Below are 21,614 nucleotides of genomic sequence, written 5' to 3' on the forward strand. Positions count from 1 at the left end.
GCAGCTAGCGGTCAGCTTTCCGTTGGGTGTTCTGCGCCGGGGAAGTCAGGTTCTCCGGTTCCGCCCTGGCATCGGGCACGAGACTGAAGGCGCCCTCCTCCTCGAGGGCGTTGTGCAGCCGGAGAATGGCGTAGAGGCCGTAGAGCAGCCGGCGGAGCTCGATGATGTCTTCGGCGCGCGCGTCTCTTTCGAGACCGTTCAGCAAGCGGTGGAGCCGGCTGATGAGGTGCTCGATTTCGGCGTGGGTGCGGCTCATGTCGGCTGTCGCGTTCGACCCGCCAAGGGCGCGGGCCACCAGCGGCACCAGGAGTTCCTCGTCGGCCCGCTCGTGCGGGAGCAGTTCGGTTTCGAGGCGGCCGAGCAGGACCCGGGCCGGGGCCAGGTCCGGGTCGCGGGTGGTGAGGGTGTCAGCCACGGCGCGTATCTGCTCAACCACGGCACTTACGGCGTCGTGCTGGGTTTTCAGCCGGCGTGCGGTGGCAATATCCGCCGGCGCCATGTTAATGGTGTGGGATATTCCGGGGATCACTGCACGCAGGGCAATGCCTATCGCCAGGACATCGATGACCTCCTGCAGCACGGCTCCGGCTGCCGGGGCGAGGAAGCCGGCTGCTGCAGCGACCATGGCGGCCAGGGACAGGCCCATGCCCACCACGACGGCCTGCATGCCGATCCTCATCGAACGGCGCGCGATGAGGATGGCGTCGGCAAGGGCGTCGATCCGGTCCACGGTCAGCACAACGTCCGCAGCTTCCGAGGACGCGGTGGCACCCCGTGCCGCCAAGGCCACCCCGACTCCGGCGGCGGCGAGCGCCGGAGCGTCGTTCACACCATCCCCCACCATGATGGTGGAGGCATTGGCGGATTCAGCCGTAATCACTTGGAGCTTCTCCCCCGGGTCACAGTCGGCCCGGACGGAATCAACTCCAACCACCCGGCCCACTGTATGCGCGATGTCCTCGCGGTCACCTGTCACCAGAACGATCCTGCCGATGCCCGCGGCGCGCAGGGCCCGGATCATTCGCGGGGCGTCCGGCCTGACCGGGTCCTCCAGCAGGAACGCTCCGCAGGGTTCGCCATCGACCGCGATGAAGACGGTCAGCGATCCGTCCAGGTCGGCGCGCCGGCGCACCTGGCGCACCCAGCCCGGTTCAACGCCCGGCGCGATCCAGGCTGCCTTCCCGAGTCTGACTTCGTGGACGCCGACCATTCCCCTGAGCCCGTAGCCGTGTTCCTCGTGCACGTCTTCGGGCATTTCAAGCTTCAGGTCCCTGCGGGTGGCTGCGGTCACGATCGCACTGGCCAGGACATGCGGTGAGACCTGGTCGAGGGAAGCTGCCAGGCGGAGGATCTCATCGGCGTCAACAGTGTCGGCGGCCGTGACCGTGTCGGCGACGGTGGGCTGCCCCCGCGTGAGGGTGCCTGTCTTATCGAAGAGGGCAGCCCTGCCCGCTGCCAGGCGTTCGAGGGCGCCGCCGCCTTTGATCACCACACCGATGCTCGCGGCGCGCGACAGTCCGGACATGATGGCGATCGGGGCTGCCAGGAGAAGCGGGCAGGGTGTGGCGACAACGAGGACCGCCACGGCCCGTACCGGGTCTGCACTGAGGGCCCAGGCCGCACCGGCCAATACAAGCGTCAGCGGCACGAATAAGGCAGCGAACCGGTCCGCGGTCCGCACGAAGGGAGCTGAAGCGGCCTGGGCCTGCTCCACCAGGCGAACCACGCCGGCGTAGGTCGAGTCCGCGGCGGTTGCCGTTGCGATCACGTCAATGGGCGCCCCGGCGTTCACCACGCCGCTGCGGAGGTCTTCGCCGACCACTCTTTCCACCGGCAAGGATTCGCCGGTCAACGCGGACTCGTCGAGGATTCCTGCCGAGAGGAGGCGGCCATCCACGGCGAGGACTTCCCCGGTGCCAACCACGATGAGGTCACCGGCCGCGAGCGCCTCCACCGGAACCGATTCCACACCGCTCTGGACCCGCCTGCGGGCGGTCCGGGGCGCCCGCTCAACGAGCAGGCTCAGCTCCCGCCTTGCCCGCGCGCCGGCCCGCGCCTCCAGAAGCCGGCCGGTCGCCAGCATCACGGTGATCATTGCCCCGGCGAAGGGCTCATTCACCCACAGGGCACCTGCCAGGGCCAGTACCGCGATAATATCCACGGTGGCTTCCCGGCGCCTGAGGGCACCTGCCACCCAGGCGACGGCGAACACCAGACCCAGAACCGTGCCAGCCGCCCACAGCAGCTCCGCCGGCGGGTCCTGGCCGAGCAGCCAGGCCGCACCGCCGGCCGCCAGCAGAAGGATCGAGGCAACGAAGAACAGCAACTCAATGCGGTCACGCAGGTACGTCATGAGCCCATCCTTACATGCGGGACATGAGCCGAAGTAGCGTCCAAAGACCCACCGGGACGTTCGCCCCTACCGCGCAGCGTGCGCCCTGCCGGACACTGGGCAGGTTCGGGTGTCATCAGGCCTAGGAGGAACCATGGGTAGGTCCGCGCTTTCGGCCCCGCGGGGGCCTGCTGGCCATGGCCGGGCCGGCGCGGCATGAGTCCGTCCAAGACTGCGGCGGGCAAGCCCGACCGGACCCTGGTGGCCATCCTGTCCGCGATTGCGCTGCTTGTCGTGGTGGCTTTGGCCGTCGTCTTCACCCGCGGCGCCCCCGAGGCCCTGGATGAGTCCAGACCGGAGGGCGTCGTCCAGCGTTACAGTACTGCGGTGATCAACGGCGATACGGCCACAGCCAACTCCTTCCTCACGGAATCCGCCAAATCCGTCTGCCGGGGGTACTACGACAGCGGCCCGCGTCCCGTCCGGGTAGTTCTGATCTCCACCACGGAGCGGGACGACTCGGCCCTGGTCCGGGTCTCACTCGTCAGTTCAGGCGGGGGCGGCCCGTTCGGGCCGGCGGAGTATGAGATGGAGGACCGTTTCTCCCTGGTCAAATCCGGCGGCACCTGGCGGATCGAGCAGGCGCCGTACCCGCTCGTGTCCTGCACCGGACTGTCCAAACCATGAACGCCGCAGCCCCAACGCCTCATTCACCGGCGGGGTCAGCGCAGGCCACACTCCGCCGCCTGATCCTCTACGTTCTGTTGTTCGCCTTGGTGGTGATTACGGCCGTGGGGCTCAGCGGGCTGCTGGAACGCCTGTTCAGCACTGGAGCGCTGGTGGCAGCCGCTGATGTGGAGACAGTGGCCCGTTCCCTGGCCTTCACCCTGATCGGCGGGCCGCTCGCCGCCCTGCTCTGGTGGCTGGTGTGGCGGAGGCTTGACGACGCGGCGGAACGCGGCTCCGCGGGATGGGGCGTCTACCTGTCTGCCGTCTACCTGGTCTCCCTGATCGCGGCGGTGACCGGGCTCCTCGCGGCTGCCAGCTCCTTGATCGGCAGCCGGGAACCCCTCTGGTACTCCCCGCTGTCGAACGGGATCGTCTGGGCGGCCGTCTGGATCCTGCACCGCTGGATGTGGCGGCACCCTGTCAAACGGCCGGAGGCTTTGGACGATATCCCGGCCGTCATCGGGTGGGTCTTCGGGCTTCTGGTCGGAGGGGTAGGGGCCATCAATGCCCTGGGCAGCCTGCTTGACGTGGCGATCCGCGGGCAGATGAGCCTGACCCCGGAGGTGGAGGGCTGGTGGCAGCCTGTCCTGCGGGCTGTGGTGTGGACCATTGGCGGAATTCTGGTGTGGTGGTGGCACTGGATCAGGGGCAGCGGACGAAAGATGGCCTCGGCCCTGGTGGATGTGGCACTGATTGGGGTGGGGATCTTCGCCGCAGGCATCACGGCACTTGGCGGCGCCGGCGTCGTGGTCTTTGTGCTCCTCAGGATCGCCTTCGACCGGAACGATCCGCTGAGCGAATTACTGGCTCCCCTGGGCCCTGCAGCCGCCGCTGCCGCGATCGGCGTTCTGATCTGGCGGTATTACCGCGTCAGTGGCGCGCAGCGCTCTGCGCGCACCCGGCGTGCGGGCAGGCTGGTCACCTCCGGCGTTGCCTTGGCCGCTGCCGCAACCGGGGTGGGCGTGGTCATCAATGCAGCGCTTGCCATGGCCGTTTCGCCCCTGGCCGGCGGCGGAACCCGAACCCTGCTGCTCGGCGGCCTCAGTTCCCTGGTGGTGGGCGGACCGGTGTGGTGGCGGGCGTGGCAGCCGCTGAACCAACCGCAAACCGCGGAGGAAATCCCGCCGGGACGGCGCGTCTACCTCGTGGCGTTCTTCGGCATCAGCGCCGCTGTGGCCCTTGTGGCCGTCCTGGTAATCGGATACCGGCTCTTCGTGTTCCTGCTGGGCGAGGCGACCGGAGGCAGCCTCCTGGAACGGATCCGCTCGCCACTGGGGTTCATGGTCGCGGCGGGACTGGTTGCCGCCTATCACTTTGCCCAGTGGCGCCGTGAGCACGCCCTGCTGGCCGCCGCCGCACGGGCGAACGCCCCCACCATTGACGAGGTCATTCTGGTGACCGCCTCGGACCCGGGGCAGCTGTCCGAGGCCATTGCCGCCGCCACCGGAGCTCACGTCACCGTATGGACGAGGGCCGACGCCGGCGGGATGCTGCCGGCGGAACCTTCACCGGAGGATGGGCTGACCGACAGGGTGATCGGTGCCCTCGGCGGCGTCACTGCCACGCACGTCCTCTTGTTGGTTGGTCCGCCCAACGGCCAAACATCGCGGATCGACGTCATACCGCTGGCGGCCCCGAGGCTGTCCTCGCGGTCCGTTGCCACCGAAAGGTTCGTGAAATGAGTGGAGTGGTACATTTCGAAATCCCCGCGGACGACGAAGACCGGGCGAGGAAATTCTACGAATCCGTGTTCGGCTGGTCCTTCCAGGTGCTGCCGGACATGGAGTACAGCCTGGCCATGACCACGCCGTCCAGCCAGCGCGGAATGCCCGACCGGCCCGGAGCCATCAATGGCGGCATCTTCCGCCGCGGTGACATGCTCCCGGCGCCGGTGGTCACCATCGACGTGGAGGACATCGATTCCGCACTGGATCAGGTCCAGCGCCTGGGCGGGGAAACAGTGCGGAGCCGGATGGAGGTTCCCGGATCCGGCTGGAACGCATATTTCCGGGACACGGAAGGCAACGTGGTGGGGCTTTGGCAGAACGCCCGGCCAACTAACCGGAGCGTTCAACCCGTCCAGGTCCATTGCGCCGCCCAACCAACCGCCGTCGTCCGGGAAACCGTGCCGATGACTGCCCTTGCTGACTTCTTCAGCCGAGCCTTCGGGTCCGTTATGGCCGAAGCGCAGCGGCAGAATGTCCAACTCACCGGACCGCCATTCGCGCTCTATCGGGGAATGCCAACGGAAACGGTCGACGTCGAAGCGGGCTTTCCGATCACCGGTAACCTGTCCGCCACCCAAACAGTGCTCACCGGCACCCTCCCTGAAGCCGATGCATTTGAGGCGATCCACACCGGACCCTATGAAACCCTGGGTGAGACGTATTCGGCGATCCAGGACGGGATCAGGGCGGCGGGCAGGACCCCGTCCGACGCCATGTGGGAGTACTACCTGAACGGGCCTCCCGCCGAACCGGACCCCCGGAAGTGGCAGACCCGGGTGGTGTGGCCGGTGACCTGATGCCCAGGACGCTGAGGTTTGTGCTGCTGGTGCTTGCCCTGCTGCTGGTAGGCAGCGGGCCGGCCGGGGCCGTCACGCCCACCGGCGTGGTGGTTGAGGACCGGGCCGGGGTGCTCGACCGCAACACCCTGATCCCGGCCATCTCCGGCATCGAATTCCATGAGCCCACCAAAGTGGCCATCTACACCTACAACGGGAGCGCCGCGGACAACCTGAACGAGGAGGTCCTCCGGTTCGCCCGCGCGGAGCACCCGGACTGGATCAGCCCCGACGGACAGAAATGGGCCGACGGTCTCTTCATCTTCGCGCTCGATCCGGTGGGCCGGCACGTGGGCACGTACATGGGCGAGGACCGTAAGGTCTCCCTGGACCAGCGTGATGACATCCAGAACGCCGCAAAGGATCTCCTGCGCGACGCCCAATGGACGGACGGCACCATCGCCGGAGTGCGGCGCGGCGCCGAACTGATCAACCAGCCGTGGTACCAGTCTGCTGCCTTCGTGATCACAGCGTGGGTGGCCGGTGCACTGGCGGCGGCCGGAGCTGCCGCGTTGGTGATCGTGCGGGCCGTGACCCGGGCCGGCAGCCGCAAGGAGCTGGAAAGGGGCGACCGAAGCTACGCCAATGTCAGCACGGACCTGGACGTCACCGAATTGAATGCCAGCACCATCCCCGAGTCCTCCTCCTACGGAAGCAGTGTCCTGGAGAAGCACCGCACCTTCCTTAACCGCTACAACGCCGCCACGGAGCTTTCGAACCGGGTGCACGCCCTGACACCGGGGGCGCTGAGCCGCCGGCCAAACCTCAAACTGGTCCGGGAGTACGCGGACGCGGCCGCCGAGTTGGATGCCCTGGATGACGTCATTGCCGACAGCAACGCGCTGCTGAACCGGCTGAGCAGCTGGCCAACGGCCTGGGACCGCCAGCTGGCACCCTTCCGCAGCGACCTCGCCGGACTCGAGCAGCTCCTGAGTAAGGGTCACGGTCAGGGCGATTCCGCCACGGCCGCGTCCCTGCGGCTCTTCCGCGATCAGAGCCTGGCGGACATCGAACGCTGGACCGCCCAACTCACAGACGGGGCCATAACACCCGAAGAAGCACTGGACCGCCTCCGTGATGCCCGCAGCCGCCTGTCGGACCTGCTCAGGCAGCACACCGAAACCGTGATCGCCGGGTACGCAAAGACCGAACGGGAGGCCACGCTCATGCGAAGGGGCATGGAAGAAGCACAGGAAGGTACTGACCGCCACCACCGCCGGACGTATGAACCCAGCATTCTGGGCACGGTCTACCCGTCCTACTATTTCTTCTCTGTCCCGGCCTTCAACTCCGGCCTCAACACCGGCGTGGGCAGCGTCAACTCCGCCAGGGGCGGCGGCGGAACCACAGGCTACGGGAGCAGCGGGGGAAGCTTCTCAGGCTCGGGAAGTTCTTCCGGTTTCTGAGTGACTTTAGGCCCTACACGTCCGTTGCCCGGAGCCGCAGGCTGAAGAGCAGCAAGAGTCCAATGGAGGGAATTCGTTATGACCGAGCCGGCATCAGATGGCGCCATCTTTGTGGTGGGGGTGGACGGATCGGAGGCGTCCGTGGAGGCGCTGCGGCAGGCCCAGCGGCTTGCCGCCCCCATCGGGGCGAAGATCCTGGCCACGGCCTACTGGGATGATCCGCAGGTTTATGCCGGATACGTGGCAATGGGAATAGACCGCTTCGAGGAACGCGTCATGATCGTCCTCAACGACGCCCTGCAACAGGCCTTCGGCGACACCACCCCGGCCAACGTGGTCCCGCGCGTCGTCCGGGGCCACCCCCGGGACTCCCTCATCGATGCCAGCCGCCACGCGGACCTGATCGTTGTTGGCCGGCGTGGCCATGGCGGCTTCGGTGGCCTGCTCCTGGGCTCTGTCAGCTCAGCCTGTGTTGCCCATGCACACTGCCCCGTGCTGGTTGTGCACAGCCCCGACAAGAAAACGAAGGAAACCCAGCCGTGAGATCCTCTAAACCCATTGCCGTCGCTACCAATGACTCGCCGCAAAGCCAGGCGGCGGTGGAGTGGGCTGCCCGCAGGGCCGCCGGCGCTGACCTGCCGCTGGTTATTCTGTACGTAGTTGATGACCGGTGGGTGGCGGAACCCGTCCCGTGGACCGGGGAGCTGGTGAAGCGGGGCGAATCGCTGGTGGAATCCGCTGCCGGGCGGGTGCGGGACAAGTTTCCGGTTGAGCTCAGCACCAAAGTACTGGAGGGCGGAGTCTCCGGGTCGCTGCGAAAGTACTCCACGCAGGTTTCGATGCTGGTGGTCGGTTCAGGCTCCCCGCATTTGGGCGGTTCCCTGACGGACCGTGCGCTCCAGGTCGCCGCCGCCGCGAAATGCCCGGTCGCCGTCGTTGGCGTCACGGGGGCTGAAGGCGGACAGGGCGTGGTGGTGGGGGTGGACGGATCGGAAGAGTCCACCCAGGCCGTGGCCTTTGCCGCCGCCGAGGCGGACCGGGAAGGCCAGGAGCTGACGGTGGTATACGCCATCTGGGAACCGGACAAGTGGGTCGACAGCGGAGCGCTCACCGAGACGCTGACCCAGCGCATAGAGGACGAGGAACAGATGGTGCTGGCCGAAACTGTGTCCGGCCTGCGCGAGGACTACCCCGATCTGGTGGTTCACAAGATTCTGGACACCAAGCGCGAACCGGCGGAAGCGCTGATCAAAGCCGCCGACGGCGCCCGAATGCTGGTTGTTGGCAGCCGGGGGCGGGGTGGTTTCAAACGCCTGCTCCTCGGTTCCACGGCTCATGCGGTCCTGACGCAGATTCCGTGCCCCACGGTCATCACCCCAATTCACCGCAAATAGCGCCGGACGTAGTAGCCTGCGAGCATGCATAGCGACACTTCGGGACCCGCAACGGAAGTCCTCAACGTACATGACTGCTGGAAGTACCTCCGCTCAGCCTCGGTCTGCCGGGTTGCGCTGATCCGCAACGGTGAACCGGAAATCTTTCCCGTCAACTATGTGCCCGATAACGGCACCGTGGTATTCCGCACCGGATCGGGAACCAAGCTGGATGCGGTTCTGGGCGGCGGCTCCGTCGTGCTCGAAGCCGACGGACTGAACACTTACGGCACCATCGCCTGGAGCGTCGTCGTGAAGGGCACAGCGGCGGTTGTGGACTCGCCGGAGGACTTTCAGGAGGCCGCCGACGCCGGGCTCTCACCCTGGGAAACCGGCATCAAGGACCATCTGGTGCGGGTGACGCCCTCAGAGGTCAGCGGACGGCGTTTTGTGATCAATCCCCCGGCGCGCTGGTGGCCGCCGCTGGACGCCGGACGGCCTTAGGCGCGTGTTGTAGGGTCCGACGGCGGCGCGAGGCTTCCCGGCGGCACCGGGCCCTCCAAGGGAACGTACCCGCGCTCGCCGGGATCCCGGGCACCCTGGTCGAGACGGAACGGCGGGTATTCGTCGCGCATGAGGGCCACGTAGGCGATGACCCGGTAGATCCAGCGGTTGAAGCCCATGAGCAGATCGAACAGGGGCCGCTGGTACCTGCCGGTGAACAACAGGATGATGGCCGCAACCAGAACCAGGAAACCAAACAAGGAAATGCCGGTTGCCGTCTCGTACCTGATTCCGGGGTTCCGGGGGTCGTTCCAGCGGACCGTGCTCGCGCCGGTCAGCGCTCCGATAATGATCAGGTGCGGGAGGGCAAGAAGCCAGCTCTTAACCAGCACGAGACCGCGGGATAGACGCTCCGGATATTCGACGTCAAAGTCAGCCGGATAGTCCGTCCTGGCCAGCGTGAACGGCGGGTATTTGTCCGTCCCCAGCGCCGAATAGGCATAGAAGGACACCCGCCAGCTCCACCGCAGGACCCCCACGTTGAAGTCGAACAGGGCACCGGGAAAGCGTCCCGTAAACAGGATGGCGAACCAGGCAATGATTGTCACCACAACAAACGCGAACCACAGAAAAAACAGCAGGACAAAGTGCGGGATGGCCAGGAACCACTTCACCAGCCACAGACCCCTGGATAGCACAGGGTCAAGTTCGCCCCGAAGCCGCGAAGGATAGGGCCGAAGCTCGGCGCCGGCCTGGACCTGGGCGGCCTGATTACCCCCGGGCTGCGCGCTCACGGACTGATCTGGCCGTTCCTGAGGGGGTCCGGAGGCTACAGGACCGGAATACGCCCCGGGCACCGGAGCCGACGGCCCGGCAGCATGGCGCCCCAGCCCCCGGGCGCCGAAGATCAGGAGCGGCACACCGAGGACAAGCAGGATGGCGCCTGCTGCAAGCAGTCCCGCAGCGATGGGACCGAACAGTTCGGACCGGAACCCGGCCTGCAGATCCGTTGAGACGCCAGGGCTGGCATCGGCATTCATCACCACCACGGACCAGTCTCCGGCAGCTATCTTCCAATCCAGGTTCCGTTCGCCGCTGCCGGAAGCCGAGGCTACCCAGAACGTCTGTTCTGCCGGAGCTGCCAGCGGCTTTGTCCCCTGCACCTCGCGGTACTCGGTTCGGAACGGCCGGAACCTCACCTCCCGCAGTTCGGAGTAGTTGGCGCCGGAAAGATAGCGTTCAACATCGCTTCTGGCCGCAATGCCGACAAAGACGTCTTTTCCGGGGCTGCCGGACGACGCCGTGATCCGGATGCTGCCCACGTCGAACGGCAGCGGTTCCGGGTACGTGTCGCCGCGGATACTGTCGGCCCGCGCGGAGACTATGGCCGATGAGTCCACGGCGAAGCGTTCCCGCGGAGAGGTGAGGTAGCCGCCGTCGTTCTGGAGGGAATTGACCCAGGACGTTGCTATGCCGCCGAACAGAAGTCCCGCACCCAGCATCGAAAACAGGATCCCCACGATGAGCATGGTGATTGAACGGGCTTTCATGGGAGTCCTTCCGTCGCAGCAACAACGTGGCTCCGCACCCCCTGCCGTGCGCTGAGTCCCTACCAGCGTTGTGCCGGGACGTCCGCACCGGTAGGGCCAAAGGTCATAACTGGAAGCTCCCCCCACTCCCCGATGGCCTGCCTTGGGGCCGTTGGACCCTTGTGGCGGCACCGCCCGTCCTAAAGAATGATTCAGGCGCAAGCACAGCACTCCCGTCCGGGTTGGCGCGGGGGGCGCAGAAGGGATCACACTATGAACGCCTCAGCAGCATCCGATCACGGCGTTGGATTGCCGGACGACGGGATCCGGGTGTTCATCCTGGACGACCACGAACTGGTGCGCCGCGGCCTGGAGGACCTTCTGGAAAGCGAAGGTTTCGTGGTGGTGGGCATGTCCGGTTCCGCCGCCGAAGCGGCCCGCAGGATTCCTGCGCTGCGTCCTGATGTGGCGATCCTTGACGCGCGCCTGCCGGACGGCACCGGGATCGAGGTCTGCCGCGATGTGCATTCCGTTGATGAGACCATCAACTGCCTGATCCTCACCAGCTACGACGACGAGCAGGCACTTCGCGGCGCCGTGCTCGCCGGAGCCGCAGGGTACGTGCTGAAGGAGATCGCGGGTTCAGACCTGATCGGAGCACTCCGCCGGGCCGCCAGGGGAGAATCCCTGTTCGATGCCGACCTGAAGGCCAGGATCGTTCAGGGCCTTGCCGAGCCGGAGCGGGTGGATCCCAGGATCGCGGGGCTGACCAACCAGGAACGCCGGGTGCTGGAGTTCATCGGTGAGGGCCTCACCAACCGCCAGATCGGCGAGCGCATGATGCTTGCCGAGAAGACCGTCAAAAACTACGTCTCATCCCTGCTTGCGAAATTGGGGTTTGAACGGCGCACCCAGGCAGCCGTCCATGTGGCGCAGCATCGCGACCAGTAGCATCCTGCAGCGGGAGACCGCAGCCGGTTGGCCGTGCAACACCGCGCGGGCCTAAAAGACAGGGGCCTTCCAGGTCAGCGCCGTGCCGGTCTCGGGGGAACTGGTGACCTCGAAGGTGCCGCCGAGCTTGTTGGCCCGGTGCTGCATGTTGGTCATTCCGTTGCCGGGCGTGCGGACGCTGAAGCCGGCGCCGTTGTCCTGGACCCGGACGTACACAAATCCGTCGTCGACCGAGACGGAGACGCGAATGGAATCGGCTCCCGAATGCCGGACGGCGTTGCTGAGCCCTTCCGTGACGACGGCCAGGATGTTTGCCGCCGTTTCCTCGTCCCTGATCGCGTCGATAGGTCCGGTGAGCGTCAGCCGGGGCACAAACCGAAGCGACCTTGCAGCGCTGCGGACCGCCTGCAGCACACGGCTGCTGAGAAGTTCCTTCTCCGTGGTGGCGCCGTTCAGGGAGTAGATGGTGTTGCGCAGCTCCCTGATCACCTCATCCAGTTCGGCGGTCACCGTCTGAAGGGTCCGCGCGGCCTGCTCGCCCGTTATCAGGCGCCGCAGGCTCTGGATGCTGAGGCCGGCGGCAAAGAGCCGTTGGATAACCAGGTCATGGAGATCGCGGGCGATCCTGTCGCGGTCAGTGAATACCGCCAGCTGCTCACGCATCCGGTGGGCCCGGGCCAATTCGAGGGCCAGGGCCACATGTGAACCGAACACGGCGCCCATTTCAACGTCGGTCTTACTGAACATTCCCGCCGAACCTTCACGTGCCAGGACGAGCAGTCCGTGATGGGTGCCCCGGGCCCGGAGGTCCACCACCAAGAGCCGGCCATCAGCCGGCACTGGCCCCCCGCTGAGGGCCGCCGAGGCGTCTTCAATCACGGCCGCCTGGCCTGCGGCCAGGACCGCTTTCACCTCCCCGGGATCAAACAGCGACAGCCGGCCGGTCCACTCCAGGGCGGTACTTCCGGCAGCTCCGGCCACGCGGAACAGTTTGGAATCCTCTTCCGGGACGAGGATCAGGGCGAGGGCGGCACTGGACTCCTGAAGTGCCCGTGCGGCGATCATGTCCAGCCCGTCGTCCTGGCTGACGGGGGCAGCTTCGTCGTCCATCACCTTGCCGGTCACGTCCATGCATGCCTGAAGCCAGGCCGTTCTGCGCCGGGCGTCATCGTAAAGCCTGGCATTTTCGATGGCGACGCCGGCCGCGGCGGCGAACGCCTCCGCGAGGCCTTCATCCTCGTCCGTGAAGTCGCCTCCGCCCTTCTTCTGGGTGAGGTAGAGATTGCCGAACACTGAATCCCGCACCCGGATGGGTACCCCGAGGAACGACTTCATCTGCGGGTGATGCCGGGGGAACCCGTAGGCATCCGGATGCTGGCTGAGATCATGCAGCCGCAGCGGTTTGGGGTCCCGGATCAGTAAGCCAAGAACACCATGGCCGGTGGGGAGGGGGCCGATCCTGCGGGCGAGGTCGTCGTCGATGCCCACGGTGATGAAGTGGCTCAGGCCCTGGTCGCTGCCAATGACGCCCAGTGCTCCGTAATCGGCTTCCAGCAGGTGGCACGCTGAGCTGACCACCCGGAGCAGTACGGCCTCCAGGCTTAGGTCCTCGGCGAGTGCCACCACAGCGTTCAGCAGCCCGCGCATCCGCTGCTGGGCGCTCGCCAGCTCCCCGGCACGATCTACAAAGTCGTTGAGAAGTTCGTCCATGCGGGAGGTAGCAACTGGTTCCGGAACACTGGTGGACTGCCGGACGGATTCACTCACCGAAACCGCCTTCCGCGGTGTTTGACGCACACACAATTCGTCACGCTCACGCAAGTGGACCGGCTGCAGCAGTCGAACACAGAATACGCCTCCCTGAGTATTTCCTCCATGCCCGCGGGCCGTCTTAGGGGTCTTTGTGCCCTAGGTCCCCCACCATACCGACCCTATGCTCTTGGGCATGACCACAGATGCATCGATTCCCGAAACCGCCCAACTGCCCACTGAGGAGTGCTGGCGGCTGCTGCGCGGCACTTCCGTGGGGCGCCTGGCTGTTTGGGTGCAGGACCATCCCGAGATCTTTCCCATCAACTACAAAGTCCACCAGGAATCGCTGGTCTTCCGGACCGGTGCCGGCACCAAGCTGGCATCGGCGCTGGGCAAGATGGTGGCGCTTGAGGCAGATGGTGCTGACACGGATTCGGGCGTCGCGTGGAGTGTGGTGGTGAAAGGGTCAGCCACGGCGCTGCCCAACACGCCCGAGGTGGTGGCCTCCCTTGGGCACCTGCTCTTTCCCTGGGAGACCGGCCGGAAGGACCACTTCCTGCGCATTGTGCCGGAAGAAGTAAGCGGACGGCGCTTCCGGATTTCCGCGCCGCTCACCTGGGGCGGTTCGCTGGACGAGGCCACCCGCGCCGGTTTGGAGTGACCTTTCCATGAGGGCCTGGTGGGTGGAAGAACCCGGCCCCATGGCGTCCGGCCCGATGCGGCTGGGCGAACGGCCGGACCCGCTGCCCGGGCAGGATGAGGTCCTGTTGTCCGTGCGCGCATGCGGGGTCTGCCGGACAGATCTTCACCTTGCCGAAGGAGACCTGCGTCCCCGCGGCGCCCGCAGGATTCCCGGTCATGAGGTGGTGGCCGAGGTGGTGGGGCTGGGAGCGGGAAGCAACCGGTTCCGCTTGGGCGACCGCGTGGGGGCGGCCTGGCTGGCCCGGACGTGCGGATCCTGCAGATTCTGCCGGCGCGGGGCGGAGAACCTTTGCCTCAGTCCCACTTTCACCGGCTGGGACACCGACGGCGGCTATGCGGAGCTGATGGTGGCCCACCAGGACTATGTGTACCCTCTGCCCGACGTGTTTTCGGACGAGAAAGCCGCGCCCCTGCTCTGCGCAGGAATCATCGGTTACCGGGCGCTTCGCAGCTCCGGGCTCCCGCCGGGCGGCAGCCTTGGGATCTACGGCTTCGGCGGTTCAGCCCACCTCACAGCCCAGATGGCCATTTACGAAGGCGCCAGCGTCTACGTCATGACACGGTCGCCGGCGGCGCAGAAACTTGCCCTGGAGCTGGGGGCCAGGTTTGCCGGCCCCGCCGATGCCACGCCGCCGGAACCGCTGGACGCGGCCATCCTCTTCGCTCCCGTCGGCGAACTCGTGCCGGTCGCGCTCCGGGCCCTGGACCGCGGCGGGACCCTTGCGGTGGCAGGAATCCATTTGAGCGACATCCCGGCCCTTGATTATCAAAAGGACCTGTTCCAGGAACGCCGCCTTCGCAGCGTGACCGCCAACACCAGAACCGACGGGACGGAATTCCTGGCGCTCGCCGGGAGAATCCCCCTGAACCCCACCACGGTGGCCTATCCCTGGACAAAAGCAGACCAAGCACTGCTTGACCTGTCCCTGGACCGGTTCACGGGGGCCGCCGTGCTCCTCCGCACGGCCTGACATGCGGCCGCCACCGCGGCCACCTTGGTGCCCTTCGGCCCTAGCTGCGGGGCCGGATTTTGGGCAAAGGTGGTGCCATGAGTGAAAGCAAAAACATCCTGGTTGGAATTGACGGTTCCGAATTCTCCCCCGCGGCGCTGCGCCTCGCCGGCCGGCTGGCCACGGCGTTGGACGCTCCGCTGAAGGTTCTCACATGCCTGGGTTACTCCGATTTCTATCTCCCGGAACGCATGCCCCCCGGCGGTGACCTCGACACCCCCGCGGAACTTGAAGCCATAGCCCGCCGCCTGATGGAGCAGGCCATCGAGAGGGCCTTTGGCCAGGAGCGTCCCGAGCACCTCGTCGCAGTGGTCAAAGTGGGTTCCCCTGCCAAGGTCCTGGTGGAGGAAAGCCGGGACGCCCAGCTGCTCGTGGTGGGCCGTCGGGGCCGCGGAGGCTTGCTGGGGCAGCTCATGGGTTCGGTCAGTGCCGCGTGCACGGCCCACGCGCATTGTCCTGTCGTGGTGGTCAGCCAGGAAGCCGGGGAAGACCATGGAACAAACCCCTGACCCCGACGTCATTGTTGTGGGAGTGGACGGGAGCGTGCCGTCCATCACCGCACTCCGTTGGGCCCAGGCGCTGGCCCCGTTGCTCAATGCCCGTCTGCGGGCGGTCACGTGCTGGCAATTCCAGATTGCCCTGGGCACGTTTACACCCCTCCTCTGGGACCCCGAAGAGGAGGCCCGGAGCGTCTGTGCGGCCGCTGTGTCGGAGGCGTTCGACGGCGCCACTCCGGTCGGGCTCGAAATGGTCGCCTCCCAGGGGCCGCCGGCGAAAGTCCTGGTGGAAGAAAGCAGGACTGCGCGGATGGTCGTGGTGGGCAGCCGCGGCCGGGGCGGATTTGAGGGCCTGTTGCTCGGTGCGGTGAGCGCCGCCGTGGCGGAGCACGCAAAATGCCCCGTCCTGGTGGTGCATGGCACCGACCTGCCGTCCGCGTTCTCCGTTGCTCCCGGGCAGCTCTCCGCAGAAGGGGGTGGCCAGACCGGGTCCAGCCATGCCCGCGCCTGACCGCATTGTTGTTGGCTACGACGGTTCGGCAGAGGCGGGCGCGGCGGTGCGCTGGGCCGCCCGGCATGCCACCTACCTGGATTGTGAACTGCACGTGATCCATTGCTCGCTGTGGCCCCTGCTGACCAGCGACCTTGGCCCGGTCAGGGGAATCGAGGGCAGCGGCCTGCAACATCAGGCCCAGACCATCCTTGAGCAGGGAAAAGCCGAGGCAGTGTCGGTAGCGCCCCGGGTCCCGGTCCACGGCCGGCTCCTGTACGGCCTGCCGGCCGGCCACCTCCGGCGGATAGCCGGCGATGCCCGCATGCTGGTGCTTGGCAGCCGCGGGATAGGAGGGTTCCTGGGTCTCCTCGTGGGATCCGTCAGCCTGGAACTCGCCGCAACGGCCTCCTGCCCTGTTGCGGTGATCCGGTTCGATAACCACCCGGAGGGACGCATCGTAGTGGGAATCGACCCGTCCGGGTCCGCCGGCGCACTTCGGCTTGCCTGCGACCTCGCCAGTGCCACCGGAAGCGAACTGATGATCATCCACGTCATCCGGCCCCACGATGGCATGGCCCACGCAACCGGAACCGGAAGAGAAGCGGCACGCCGTCTCCTGCTGGGGGTGGCTGAGGATGCCAAGGCCCTTGCTCCAAGGGTGACGATCAGCCAGGACCTTGTCCGGGACGCCTCCGTGCCCCGGGCACTCCTCAATGCCTCCCGCGGCGCGGCCCTCATCGTGGTCGGAAGCAAAGGCCACGGCCTCCTGAAAGGAACCATCGGCTCCAATGCCCATGCCGTCCTCCACCATGCGACCGGCCCGGTGCTGATCTCCCGCAACTGAACCGTTCCGGCGGGGCGGCTGCGCAGGGGCGACCTACCGCCGTCGTGCTTTCCGGGACCTTTGTCCCTTACCGCGGCGGCGCCCGCGCTCCATCGTTGAGATGGAGCAGTGTTCCGCCCGCAGGGTGGACCCCATTGAACAACAACAGCGAGGAACGGACATGAAAGCTATCGTTTACGGCGGCCCCGGGAAGAAATCCTGGACCGATGTGCCCGATCCGGCGATTAAGAATCCGGCCGATGCCATCGTCAAGGTGGACACCACCACCATCTGCGGCACTGACCTGCACATCCTCAAGGGCGACGTACCGGCCGTGACGGAAGGACGGATCCTGGGCCACGAAGGCGTGGGCACCATCACGGAGGTCGGCTCGTCAGTGACCAGCCTCAAACCCGGCGACCGCGTCATCATCTCGTGCATCAAGTCCTGCGGCCACTGCGCCAACTGCAAAGTGGGCCTTTATTCGCACTGCATGGGCGAGGAGGGAGCCCCGGGCATCGGCTGGGTGTTCGGCCACCTGATCGACGGTACCCAGGCCGAATACGTGCGCGTCCCCTACGCCGAGAACTCCCTGCACCTGCTGCCGCCCGGGGTCAGCGACGAACAGGCCGTGATGCTCTCGGACATCCTCCCCACGGGCTTCGAAATCGGGGTGCAGTACGGCCGGGTGAAGCCCGGCGACACGGTGGCCGTTATTGGTGCCGGCCCGGTGGGCCTCGCGGCGATCGCCACCGCCGGGCTCTACGGTGCAGCCACCATCATCGCCGTGGACCTGGACGGGAACCGCCTGGAGAAGTCCCGCGAGTTCGGTGCCACGCATGTGGTCCGGTCCGGCGACGCCGACTGGAAGGAACAGGTGTTGGCCCTGACAGACGGCCAGGGCGTGGACGTAGCCATCGAAGCAGTGGGAATTCCCACCACCTTCAGCATGTGCACGGACATTGTCCGGCCGGGCGGCAACATCGCCAACGTCGGGGTCCATGGCAAGTCCGTTGAACTCCATGTGGAGAACCTCTGGATTCAGAACATCAACATCAGCATGGGACTGGTGAACGCCAACACCACGCCCATGCTGCTGAAGCTCGTGGCCCAGCAGAAGCTGCCTGCGGAAAAATTCGCGACGCACCGCTTCAGTTTCGACCAGTTCCTCGAGGCCTACGACACCTTCGCCCGCGCCGCCGAAACCAGCGCCTTGAAGGTGGTCATCTCGGCATGAAAGGCCCCGGTGCCGCGGACAAAGCAGCCGCCCGGGCAAAGACGCCGGACAAAGCCCTCCCGCAGGCGCCTTGAGGGGTCGGGTGGGCACAGCAGCGGTTCCCCGCCCGTCCGGCTCTGATGCCCCCGCCGGGTCCGGCCTGTCCACCGGGGAGGTCAGGGAGCGGACCCTGGCAGGCCTGGCGAACGGCGCACCGGAGGAAACGAGCCGCAGCCTGTGGCTGATCCTTCGGGCGAACGTGTTGACGTTGTTCAACGGCATCGTTGGCGGCTGCTTCCTGCTGTTGCTGCTGCTGGGCGAGTGGAGGGACGCCCTGTTCGGCTTTGCCGCGCTGAGCAACGCCGCCATCGGCGTTGTCCAGGAGTACCGGGCCAAGAGGCTGCTGGACAGGCTGGCCGTCCTGGACGCTCCCCGGGCACGCGTCCTGCGTGACGGACGGGTCCAGGACGTCGCCGTGGCCGACGTGGTCATGGACGACGTCTGCGTGCTGCAGGCCGGCGACCAGGTTGTAGCTGACGCCGTCATCATCGACGACGACGGCCTGGAGCTGGACGAGTCCGTCCTCACGGGAGAATCCGAACCTGTGGGCAAGGACCAGGGCTCCCCGGTCCTGTCCGGCTCCACCGTCACGGCAGGCCAGGGGCGGGCCCGGGTGGTGGCCGTGGGCGCCGGCTCATACGCCAGCCGGCTCACCGCGGAAGCCAAGCGTTTCTCGTTGGTCAACTCGGAGATCCGCAATTCGATCCACCGCGTCCTGCGCTGGATCACCTGGGCGCTCCTGCCTGTGGTCGCCATCGTCACCAACGGCCAGATGCAGGCCAGGGGCGGCTGGGACCGGGCCTTCCGGAGCGGCGCCTGGGAGGAAGCCGTGGTTGGTGCGGTGGGCGCGGCAATCGCCATGATCCCGCTGGGCCTGGTCCTCATGACCAGCGTGGCGTTCGCCGTGGGCGGCGCACGGCTTGCCCGCCTCAATGTGCTGGTCCAGGAGCTCGCCGCCGTGGAGGGACTGGCGCGCGTGGATGTGCTCTGCATCGATAAGACCGGCACCCTCACGGAGGGCCGGGTGGTCTTCGACGACGTGCACGACACCGGCCTTCGCGGCACCGGCCAGGAGCTTCCCGCGGGATGGCGGCAGGCGCTGGGATGGTTTGGTGCCGATCCCCACGCCAATGCCACCGCCCGGTGCCTGGCACCCGCTTTCGCGTTCGACGACGGCGCCCGCCCGGCCGCCGTCGTCCCCTTCTCCTCCGCCCGGAAGTGGAGCGCCGCCAGTTTCAGATCCCCGCACCCTGCCGCGGGGACCTGGGTGCTGGGTGCCCCCGAGATGGTGTTTCCGGGAACCGGCCCAGCGGACGCGTCCGCGGATGAGCTTCTGCTCCGTTCCCGCCGCCTGGCATCCCGGGGGCTGCGCACCCTCGTACTCGCATACACGCCCGCGGTGCCCGCTGACGGGCTGCTCGCTGACGGGGCGTCAGAGGACGTGGAGCTGCCCGGCGGCCTCGCGGCTGCCACCCTCCTGACATTCCGCGAGAAAGTGCGTCCGGACGCAGCGAAGACCCTCGCCTACTTTCGGGACCAGGGCGTCGAGGTCAAAATCCTCTCGGGCGATGACCACAGGACGGTGACGGCCGTGGCCCGGGAGGTGGGGCTCGACGTCGACGCCGGCTACGATGCCCGGCACCTGCCAACGGACCCGCGGCTCCTGGCCGAAACCCTGGGCACCTTCTCGGTGTTCGGCCGCGTCACGCCCGCGCAAAAGAGGGACATGGTCCTGGCATTGCAGGGCGCGGGGCGCACCGTCGCCATGACCGGCGACGGCGTCAACGACGCCCTGGCATTGAAGGAGGCGGACATCGGCATTGCCATGGACACCGCGGCGCCGGCCACAAAAGCGGTGGCCCGGTTGATCCTCCTGGACGGTCGGTTCGACCGGCTTCCCGCCGTGCTCGCTGAAGGCCGTCAGGTCATCGCCAACATTGAGCGGGTCTCGGTGCTGTTCCTCAGCAAAACAACCTACGCCGTCGGCCTGTCGCTGACCTTTGGAGCCCTGCTGTGGAGCTACCCGTTCCTGCCCCGGCAGCTCTCCGCAACCGACGGGCTCACCATCGGCATCCCTGCCTTCTTCCTGGCGCTGATGGCCAACACCCGGCGCTATCGGCCGGGCTTTCTGCGGCGCTCGCTGTCCCTTGCCGTTCCGGCGGGCATTGTGGTGACGGCGGCGGTCCTGGCCGTGCAGGCCTACTCCATGAGCGTGGGAGGCTTCAGCGCCGCCTCGACCCGGACGGCATCGGTGCTGACGCTGTCCCTGGCGGCGCTCGCCGTCCTGCTGACCGTCAGCCGCCCGGTCACAGGGCTCCGCCTTGCAGTGGTAGGTGCCATGGGTGCCGGGCTTGTCCTGCTGATGACGGTGCCCCTCCTGACGGAGTTCTTTATGCTGGAATGGCCGCCATCCCCGCTGCTGGCCGCCTCCCTCACCGCCGCGGCCGCCGCCGTCCTGGCCGTGCTGGTGCTGGGCCGGCTCCACGAGCGGCGCTTCGCGTAGTGACTGCTGTTTAGAGCCTGCTGTCCGAGCCTGCCGTTAGAGCCAGTCGGCCGAAAAGTCCTGCGGCGGCCACCAGCGCGTGCGCGGCGTCACGGGGAAGCGTCGGCCGGAAATTTCGGCCGGACGGATTTGCACCAAATGTTCCTTGAGGCCCGGCTGCCAGGGGTCCCGGTCAGGACCGGCTTCCTGCAGGGCCGCCGGATCGCCGTCGAAAGTCCCAGGCTCGCCCTTCAGCACAACGCTCCAGACCTCGGTTCCATAGGGGTTCAGGCCGTCCACCTCGAAGGCCGCGGCGGTGCCCTTCAGGAGGGCCCGCAGTTTCGTCCCGGGCGCCGTACGGAAGACCACGGTTTCCTCGACCACCATGAAATTCACCGGGAAAATCTCAGGAGCCGCGCCGTTGATCACAGCCAGTCTCCCGATGTACGAGGACCGCAGGTATTTCCAGCACTCGTCCGGGGCGAGGTTTTCGATGTGAGACTCTGGCGGGGAGGTGCTCATGCACTGATCCTAGCCCCCTGCATCCCCGGCCTGCTGTATCCCCACCCCCTGCATCCCCCGCCCGGTGTGTGCGGCCTGCGAGGTGACGCGCGCTTCACCGTTGCCGTGTGCCTTTCACCGTTGCTCACTACCTGCCGGGACCAAAGCCTCTGGGACCGTCCGGTGCACGGCAGGAGTCTTAAGGAGCACCAATCTTTATCCCCACCGGCCATCATTGCAAGGAGGCAGAAAATGGCTGATTTGATGAAGTGGTTCGACACCCGGCGGTCCCCCGTCGAAATGATCGAGAGGCTTTTTGAAGGAGATACTGCGGCATCGGGCATCCGGGTCGAAGAAGCTGTTGAAGGGAACACGCTGGTTGTCCGCGCTGAACTGCCGGGCATCGATCCGGAGAAGGACGTCAACGTTTCCATCGTGGACGGGGCCCTGGAAATCAAGGCCGAGCGCAGGGAACAATCCGAGCAAAAGGGAAAGGACAGTTACCGGTCCGAGTTCCGGTACGGTTCGTTCGTCCGGAGGGTGGCATTGCCTGACGGTGTCAAGCCGGACGACATCACCGCCTCCTACAAGGACGGCGTGCTTGAGGTCCGCACCCCCGTACCGGCCAAGTCGCAGGAAGCCCCCGCACGGAAGATCGAGATCACCCGCGGCTGACCACCGCGCCCGCTAA

20 protein-coding genes are annotated in these 21,614 nt (G+C 66.8%); 16 read left to right on the forward strand and 4 right to left on the reverse strand.

The window, feature by feature from the left end; all coding sequences use genetic code 11:
* Window positions 1–4: 4 nt before the first annotated feature.
* Window positions 5–2,353 carry a heavy metal translocating P-type ATPase gene (locus tag SBP01_RS10465; protein WP_320535737.1) on the reverse strand — a complete coding sequence of 783 codons (2,349 nt, stop codon included), beginning with the start codon at window positions 2,351–2,353 and terminating at the stop codon, window positions 5–7.
* A gap of 195 nt (window positions 2,354–2,548) precedes the next feature.
* On the opposite strand from SBP01_RS10465, the gene SBP01_RS10470 reads away from it, so the two are divergent.
* The 7 genes from SBP01_RS10470 to SBP01_RS10500 all read left to right on the forward strand — a co-directional run bounded on the left by SBP01_RS10470 (window position 2,549) and on the right by SBP01_RS10500 (window position 8,907).
* Window positions 2,549–3,019, forward strand: coding sequence for a hypothetical protein (locus tag SBP01_RS10470; protein WP_275214172.1), 471 nt, complete (start codon window positions 2,549–2,551; stop codon window positions 3,017–3,019).
* Entirely contained in the window at window positions 3,016–4,743 is a 1,728-nt protein-coding gene (locus tag SBP01_RS10475) for a DUF5671 domain-containing protein (protein ID WP_320535738.1), read from the forward strand. Before SBP01_RS10470 ends, SBP01_RS10475 begins: the two co-directional genes overlap by 4 nt.
* On the forward strand, window positions 4,740–5,585 hold the full coding sequence (locus SBP01_RS10480) for a VOC family protein (RefSeq protein ID WP_320535739.1): 846 nt from the start codon (window positions 4,740–4,742) through the stop codon (window positions 5,583–5,585). The genes SBP01_RS10475 and SBP01_RS10480 overlap by 4 nt, the downstream gene beginning before the upstream one ends.
* A complete protein-coding gene (locus SBP01_RS10485) occupies window positions 5,585–7,030 on the forward strand; it encodes a DUF5129 domain-containing protein (protein ID WP_320538322.1) in 1,446 nt (481 codons plus the stop codon). Before SBP01_RS10480 ends, SBP01_RS10485 begins: the two co-directional genes overlap by 1 nt.
* 78 nt (window positions 7,031–7,108) lie before the next feature.
* Window positions 7,109–7,573, forward strand: coding sequence for a universal stress protein (locus SBP01_RS10490; RefSeq protein ID WP_275214170.1), 465 nt, complete (start codon window positions 7,109–7,111; stop codon window positions 7,571–7,573).
* Window positions 7,570–8,424: a universal stress protein gene (locus SBP01_RS10495; protein WP_320535740.1), complete on the forward strand. Its 855-nt coding sequence runs from the start codon at window positions 7,570–7,572 to the stop codon at window positions 8,422–8,424. Before SBP01_RS10490 ends, SBP01_RS10495 begins: the two co-directional genes overlap by 4 nt.
* Window positions 8,425–8,448: 24 nt before the next feature.
* On the forward strand, window positions 8,449–8,907 hold the full coding sequence (locus tag SBP01_RS10500; protein ID WP_275214168.1) for a pyridoxamine 5'-phosphate oxidase family protein: 459 nt from the start codon (window positions 8,449–8,451) through the stop codon (window positions 8,905–8,907).
* On the opposite strand, the gene SBP01_RS10505 is transcribed toward SBP01_RS10500, so the two are convergent.
* On the reverse strand, window positions 8,904–10,457 hold the full coding sequence (locus SBP01_RS10505; RefSeq protein WP_320535741.1) for a DUF4389 domain-containing protein: 1,554 nt from the start codon (window positions 10,455–10,457) through the stop codon (window positions 8,904–8,906). The genes SBP01_RS10500 and SBP01_RS10505 overlap by 4 nt on opposite strands.
* Window positions 10,458–10,709: 252 nt before the next feature.
* On the opposite strand from SBP01_RS10505, the gene SBP01_RS10510 reads away from it, so the two are divergent.
* The gene (locus tag SBP01_RS10510; RefSeq protein WP_320535742.1) at window positions 10,710–11,387 is read left to right on the forward strand and encodes a response regulator transcription factor; all 678 of its coding nucleotides are present in this window, start codon (window positions 10,710–10,712) and stop codon (window positions 11,385–11,387) included.
* 51 nt (window positions 11,388–11,438) lie between these two features.
* Here SBP01_RS10510 and SBP01_RS10515 read toward each other — a convergent pair whose 3' ends face one another.
* A complete protein-coding gene (locus SBP01_RS10515) occupies window positions 11,439–13,154 on the reverse strand; it encodes a GAF domain-containing sensor histidine kinase (protein ID WP_320535743.1) in 1,716 nt (571 codons plus the stop codon).
* Window positions 13,155–13,332: 178 nt separating this feature from the next.
* Between SBP01_RS10515 and SBP01_RS10520 the strand changes: the two genes are divergently transcribed.
* The 7 genes from SBP01_RS10520 (at window position 13,333) to SBP01_RS10550 (ending at window position 20,443) form a co-directional block, all read left to right on the forward strand.
* A complete protein-coding gene (locus SBP01_RS10520; protein ID WP_320535744.1) occupies window positions 13,333–13,800 on the forward strand; it encodes a pyridoxamine 5'-phosphate oxidase family protein in 468 nt (155 codons plus the stop codon).
* Window positions 13,801–13,807: 7 nt separating this feature from the next.
* Entirely contained in the window at window positions 13,808–14,812 is a 1,005-nt protein-coding gene (locus SBP01_RS10525; RefSeq protein ID WP_320535745.1) for a zinc-dependent alcohol dehydrogenase family protein, read from the forward strand.
* Between the two features lie 77 nt (window positions 14,813–14,889).
* Window positions 14,890–15,360, forward strand: a complete 471-nt coding sequence (locus SBP01_RS10530) for a universal stress protein (protein ID WP_275214163.1) — start codon at window positions 14,890–14,892, stop codon at window positions 15,358–15,360.
* Window positions 15,344–15,859, forward strand: coding sequence for a universal stress protein (locus SBP01_RS10535; protein ID WP_320535746.1), 516 nt, complete (start codon window positions 15,344–15,346; stop codon window positions 15,857–15,859). Before SBP01_RS10530 ends, SBP01_RS10535 begins: the two co-directional genes overlap by 17 nt.
* Window positions 15,846–16,685: a universal stress protein gene (locus SBP01_RS10540; RefSeq protein WP_275214161.1), complete on the forward strand. Its 840-nt coding sequence runs from the start codon at window positions 15,846–15,848 to the stop codon at window positions 16,683–16,685. The genes SBP01_RS10535 and SBP01_RS10540 overlap by 14 nt, the downstream gene beginning before the upstream one ends.
* Before the next feature lie 160 nt (window positions 16,686–16,845).
* Window positions 16,846–17,901: a zinc-dependent alcohol dehydrogenase family protein gene (locus SBP01_RS10545; RefSeq protein WP_275214160.1), complete on the forward strand. Its 1,056-nt coding sequence runs from the start codon at window positions 16,846–16,848 to the stop codon at window positions 17,899–17,901.
* Window positions 17,902–17,983: 82 nt separating this feature from the next.
* Window positions 17,984–20,443, forward strand: coding sequence for an HAD-IC family P-type ATPase (locus tag SBP01_RS10550; protein WP_320535747.1), 2,460 nt, complete (start codon window positions 17,984–17,986; stop codon window positions 20,441–20,443).
* A gap of 36 nt (window positions 20,444–20,479) precedes the next feature.
* Here the strand turns inward: SBP01_RS10550 and SBP01_RS10555 are convergent, their stop codons facing one another.
* Window positions 20,480–20,944, reverse strand: a complete 465-nt coding sequence (locus SBP01_RS10555) for a pyridoxamine 5'-phosphate oxidase family protein (protein ID WP_320535748.1) — start codon at window positions 20,942–20,944, stop codon at window positions 20,480–20,482.
* A 231-nt stretch (window positions 20,945–21,175) separates the two neighbouring features.
* On the opposite strand from SBP01_RS10555, the gene SBP01_RS10560 reads away from it, so the two are divergent.
* A complete protein-coding gene (locus tag SBP01_RS10560) occupies window positions 21,176–21,598 on the forward strand; it encodes an Hsp20/alpha crystallin family protein (protein ID WP_275214157.1) in 423 nt (140 codons plus the stop codon).
* Window positions 21,599–21,614: the final 16 nt, after the last annotated feature.

Origin of the sequence: Pseudarthrobacter sp. IC2-21, from assembly GCF_034048115.1 — a bacterium.
GTDB classification, from domain to species: Bacteria; Actinomycetota; Actinomycetes; order Actinomycetales; family Micrococcaceae; genus Arthrobacter; species Arthrobacter naphthalenicus.

Coding starts and splice junctions, on each gene's coding strand:
- SBP01_RS10465 (WP_320535737.1), bottom strand. CDS start 2,353: ATGACGTACCTGCGTGACCGCATTGAGTTGCTGTTCTTCGTTGCCTCG.
- SBP01_RS10470 (WP_275214172.1), top strand. CDS start 2,549: ATGAGTCCGTCCAAGACTGCGGCGGGCAAGCCCGACCGGACCCTGGTG.
- SBP01_RS10475 (WP_320535738.1), top strand. CDS start 3,016: ATGAACGCCGCAGCCCCAACGCCTCATTCACCGGCGGGGTCAGCGCAG.
- SBP01_RS10480 (WP_320535739.1), top strand. CDS start 4,740: ATGAGTGGAGTGGTACATTTCGAAATCCCCGCGGACGACGAAGACCGG.
- SBP01_RS10485 (WP_320538322.1), top strand. CDS start 5,585: ATGCCCAGGACGCTGAGGTTTGTGCTGCTGGTGCTTGCCCTGCTGCTG.
- SBP01_RS10490 (WP_275214170.1), top strand. CDS start 7,109: ATGACCGAGCCGGCATCAGATGGCGCCATCTTTGTGGTGGGGGTGGAC.
- SBP01_RS10500 (WP_275214168.1), top strand. CDS start 8,449: ATGCATAGCGACACTTCGGGACCCGCAACGGAAGTCCTCAACGTACAT.
- SBP01_RS10505 (WP_320535741.1), bottom strand. CDS start 10,457: ATGAAAGCCCGTTCAATCACCATGCTCATCGTGGGGATCCTGTTTTCG.
- SBP01_RS10510 (WP_320535742.1), top strand. CDS start 10,710: ATGAACGCCTCAGCAGCATCCGATCACGGCGTTGGATTGCCGGACGAC.
- SBP01_RS10520 (WP_320535744.1), top strand. CDS start 13,333: ATGACCACAGATGCATCGATTCCCGAAACCGCCCAACTGCCCACTGAG.
- SBP01_RS10525 (WP_320535745.1), top strand. CDS start 13,808: ATGAGGGCCTGGTGGGTGGAAGAACCCGGCCCCATGGCGTCCGGCCCG.
- SBP01_RS10530 (WP_275214163.1), top strand. CDS start 14,890: ATGAGTGAAAGCAAAAACATCCTGGTTGGAATTGACGGTTCCGAATTC.
- SBP01_RS10535 (WP_320535746.1), top strand. CDS start 15,344: ATGGAACAAACCCCTGACCCCGACGTCATTGTTGTGGGAGTGGACGGG.
- SBP01_RS10540 (WP_275214161.1), top strand. CDS start 15,846: ATGCCCGCGCCTGACCGCATTGTTGTTGGCTACGACGGTTCGGCAGAG.
- SBP01_RS10545 (WP_275214160.1), top strand. CDS start 16,846: ATGAAAGCTATCGTTTACGGCGGCCCCGGGAAGAAATCCTGGACCGAT.
- SBP01_RS10555 (WP_320535748.1), bottom strand. CDS start 20,944: ATGAGCACCTCCCCGCCAGAGTCTCACATCGAAAACCTCGCCCCGGAC.
- SBP01_RS10560 (WP_275214157.1), top strand. CDS start 21,176: ATGGCTGATTTGATGAAGTGGTTCGACACCCGGCGGTCCCCCGTCGAA.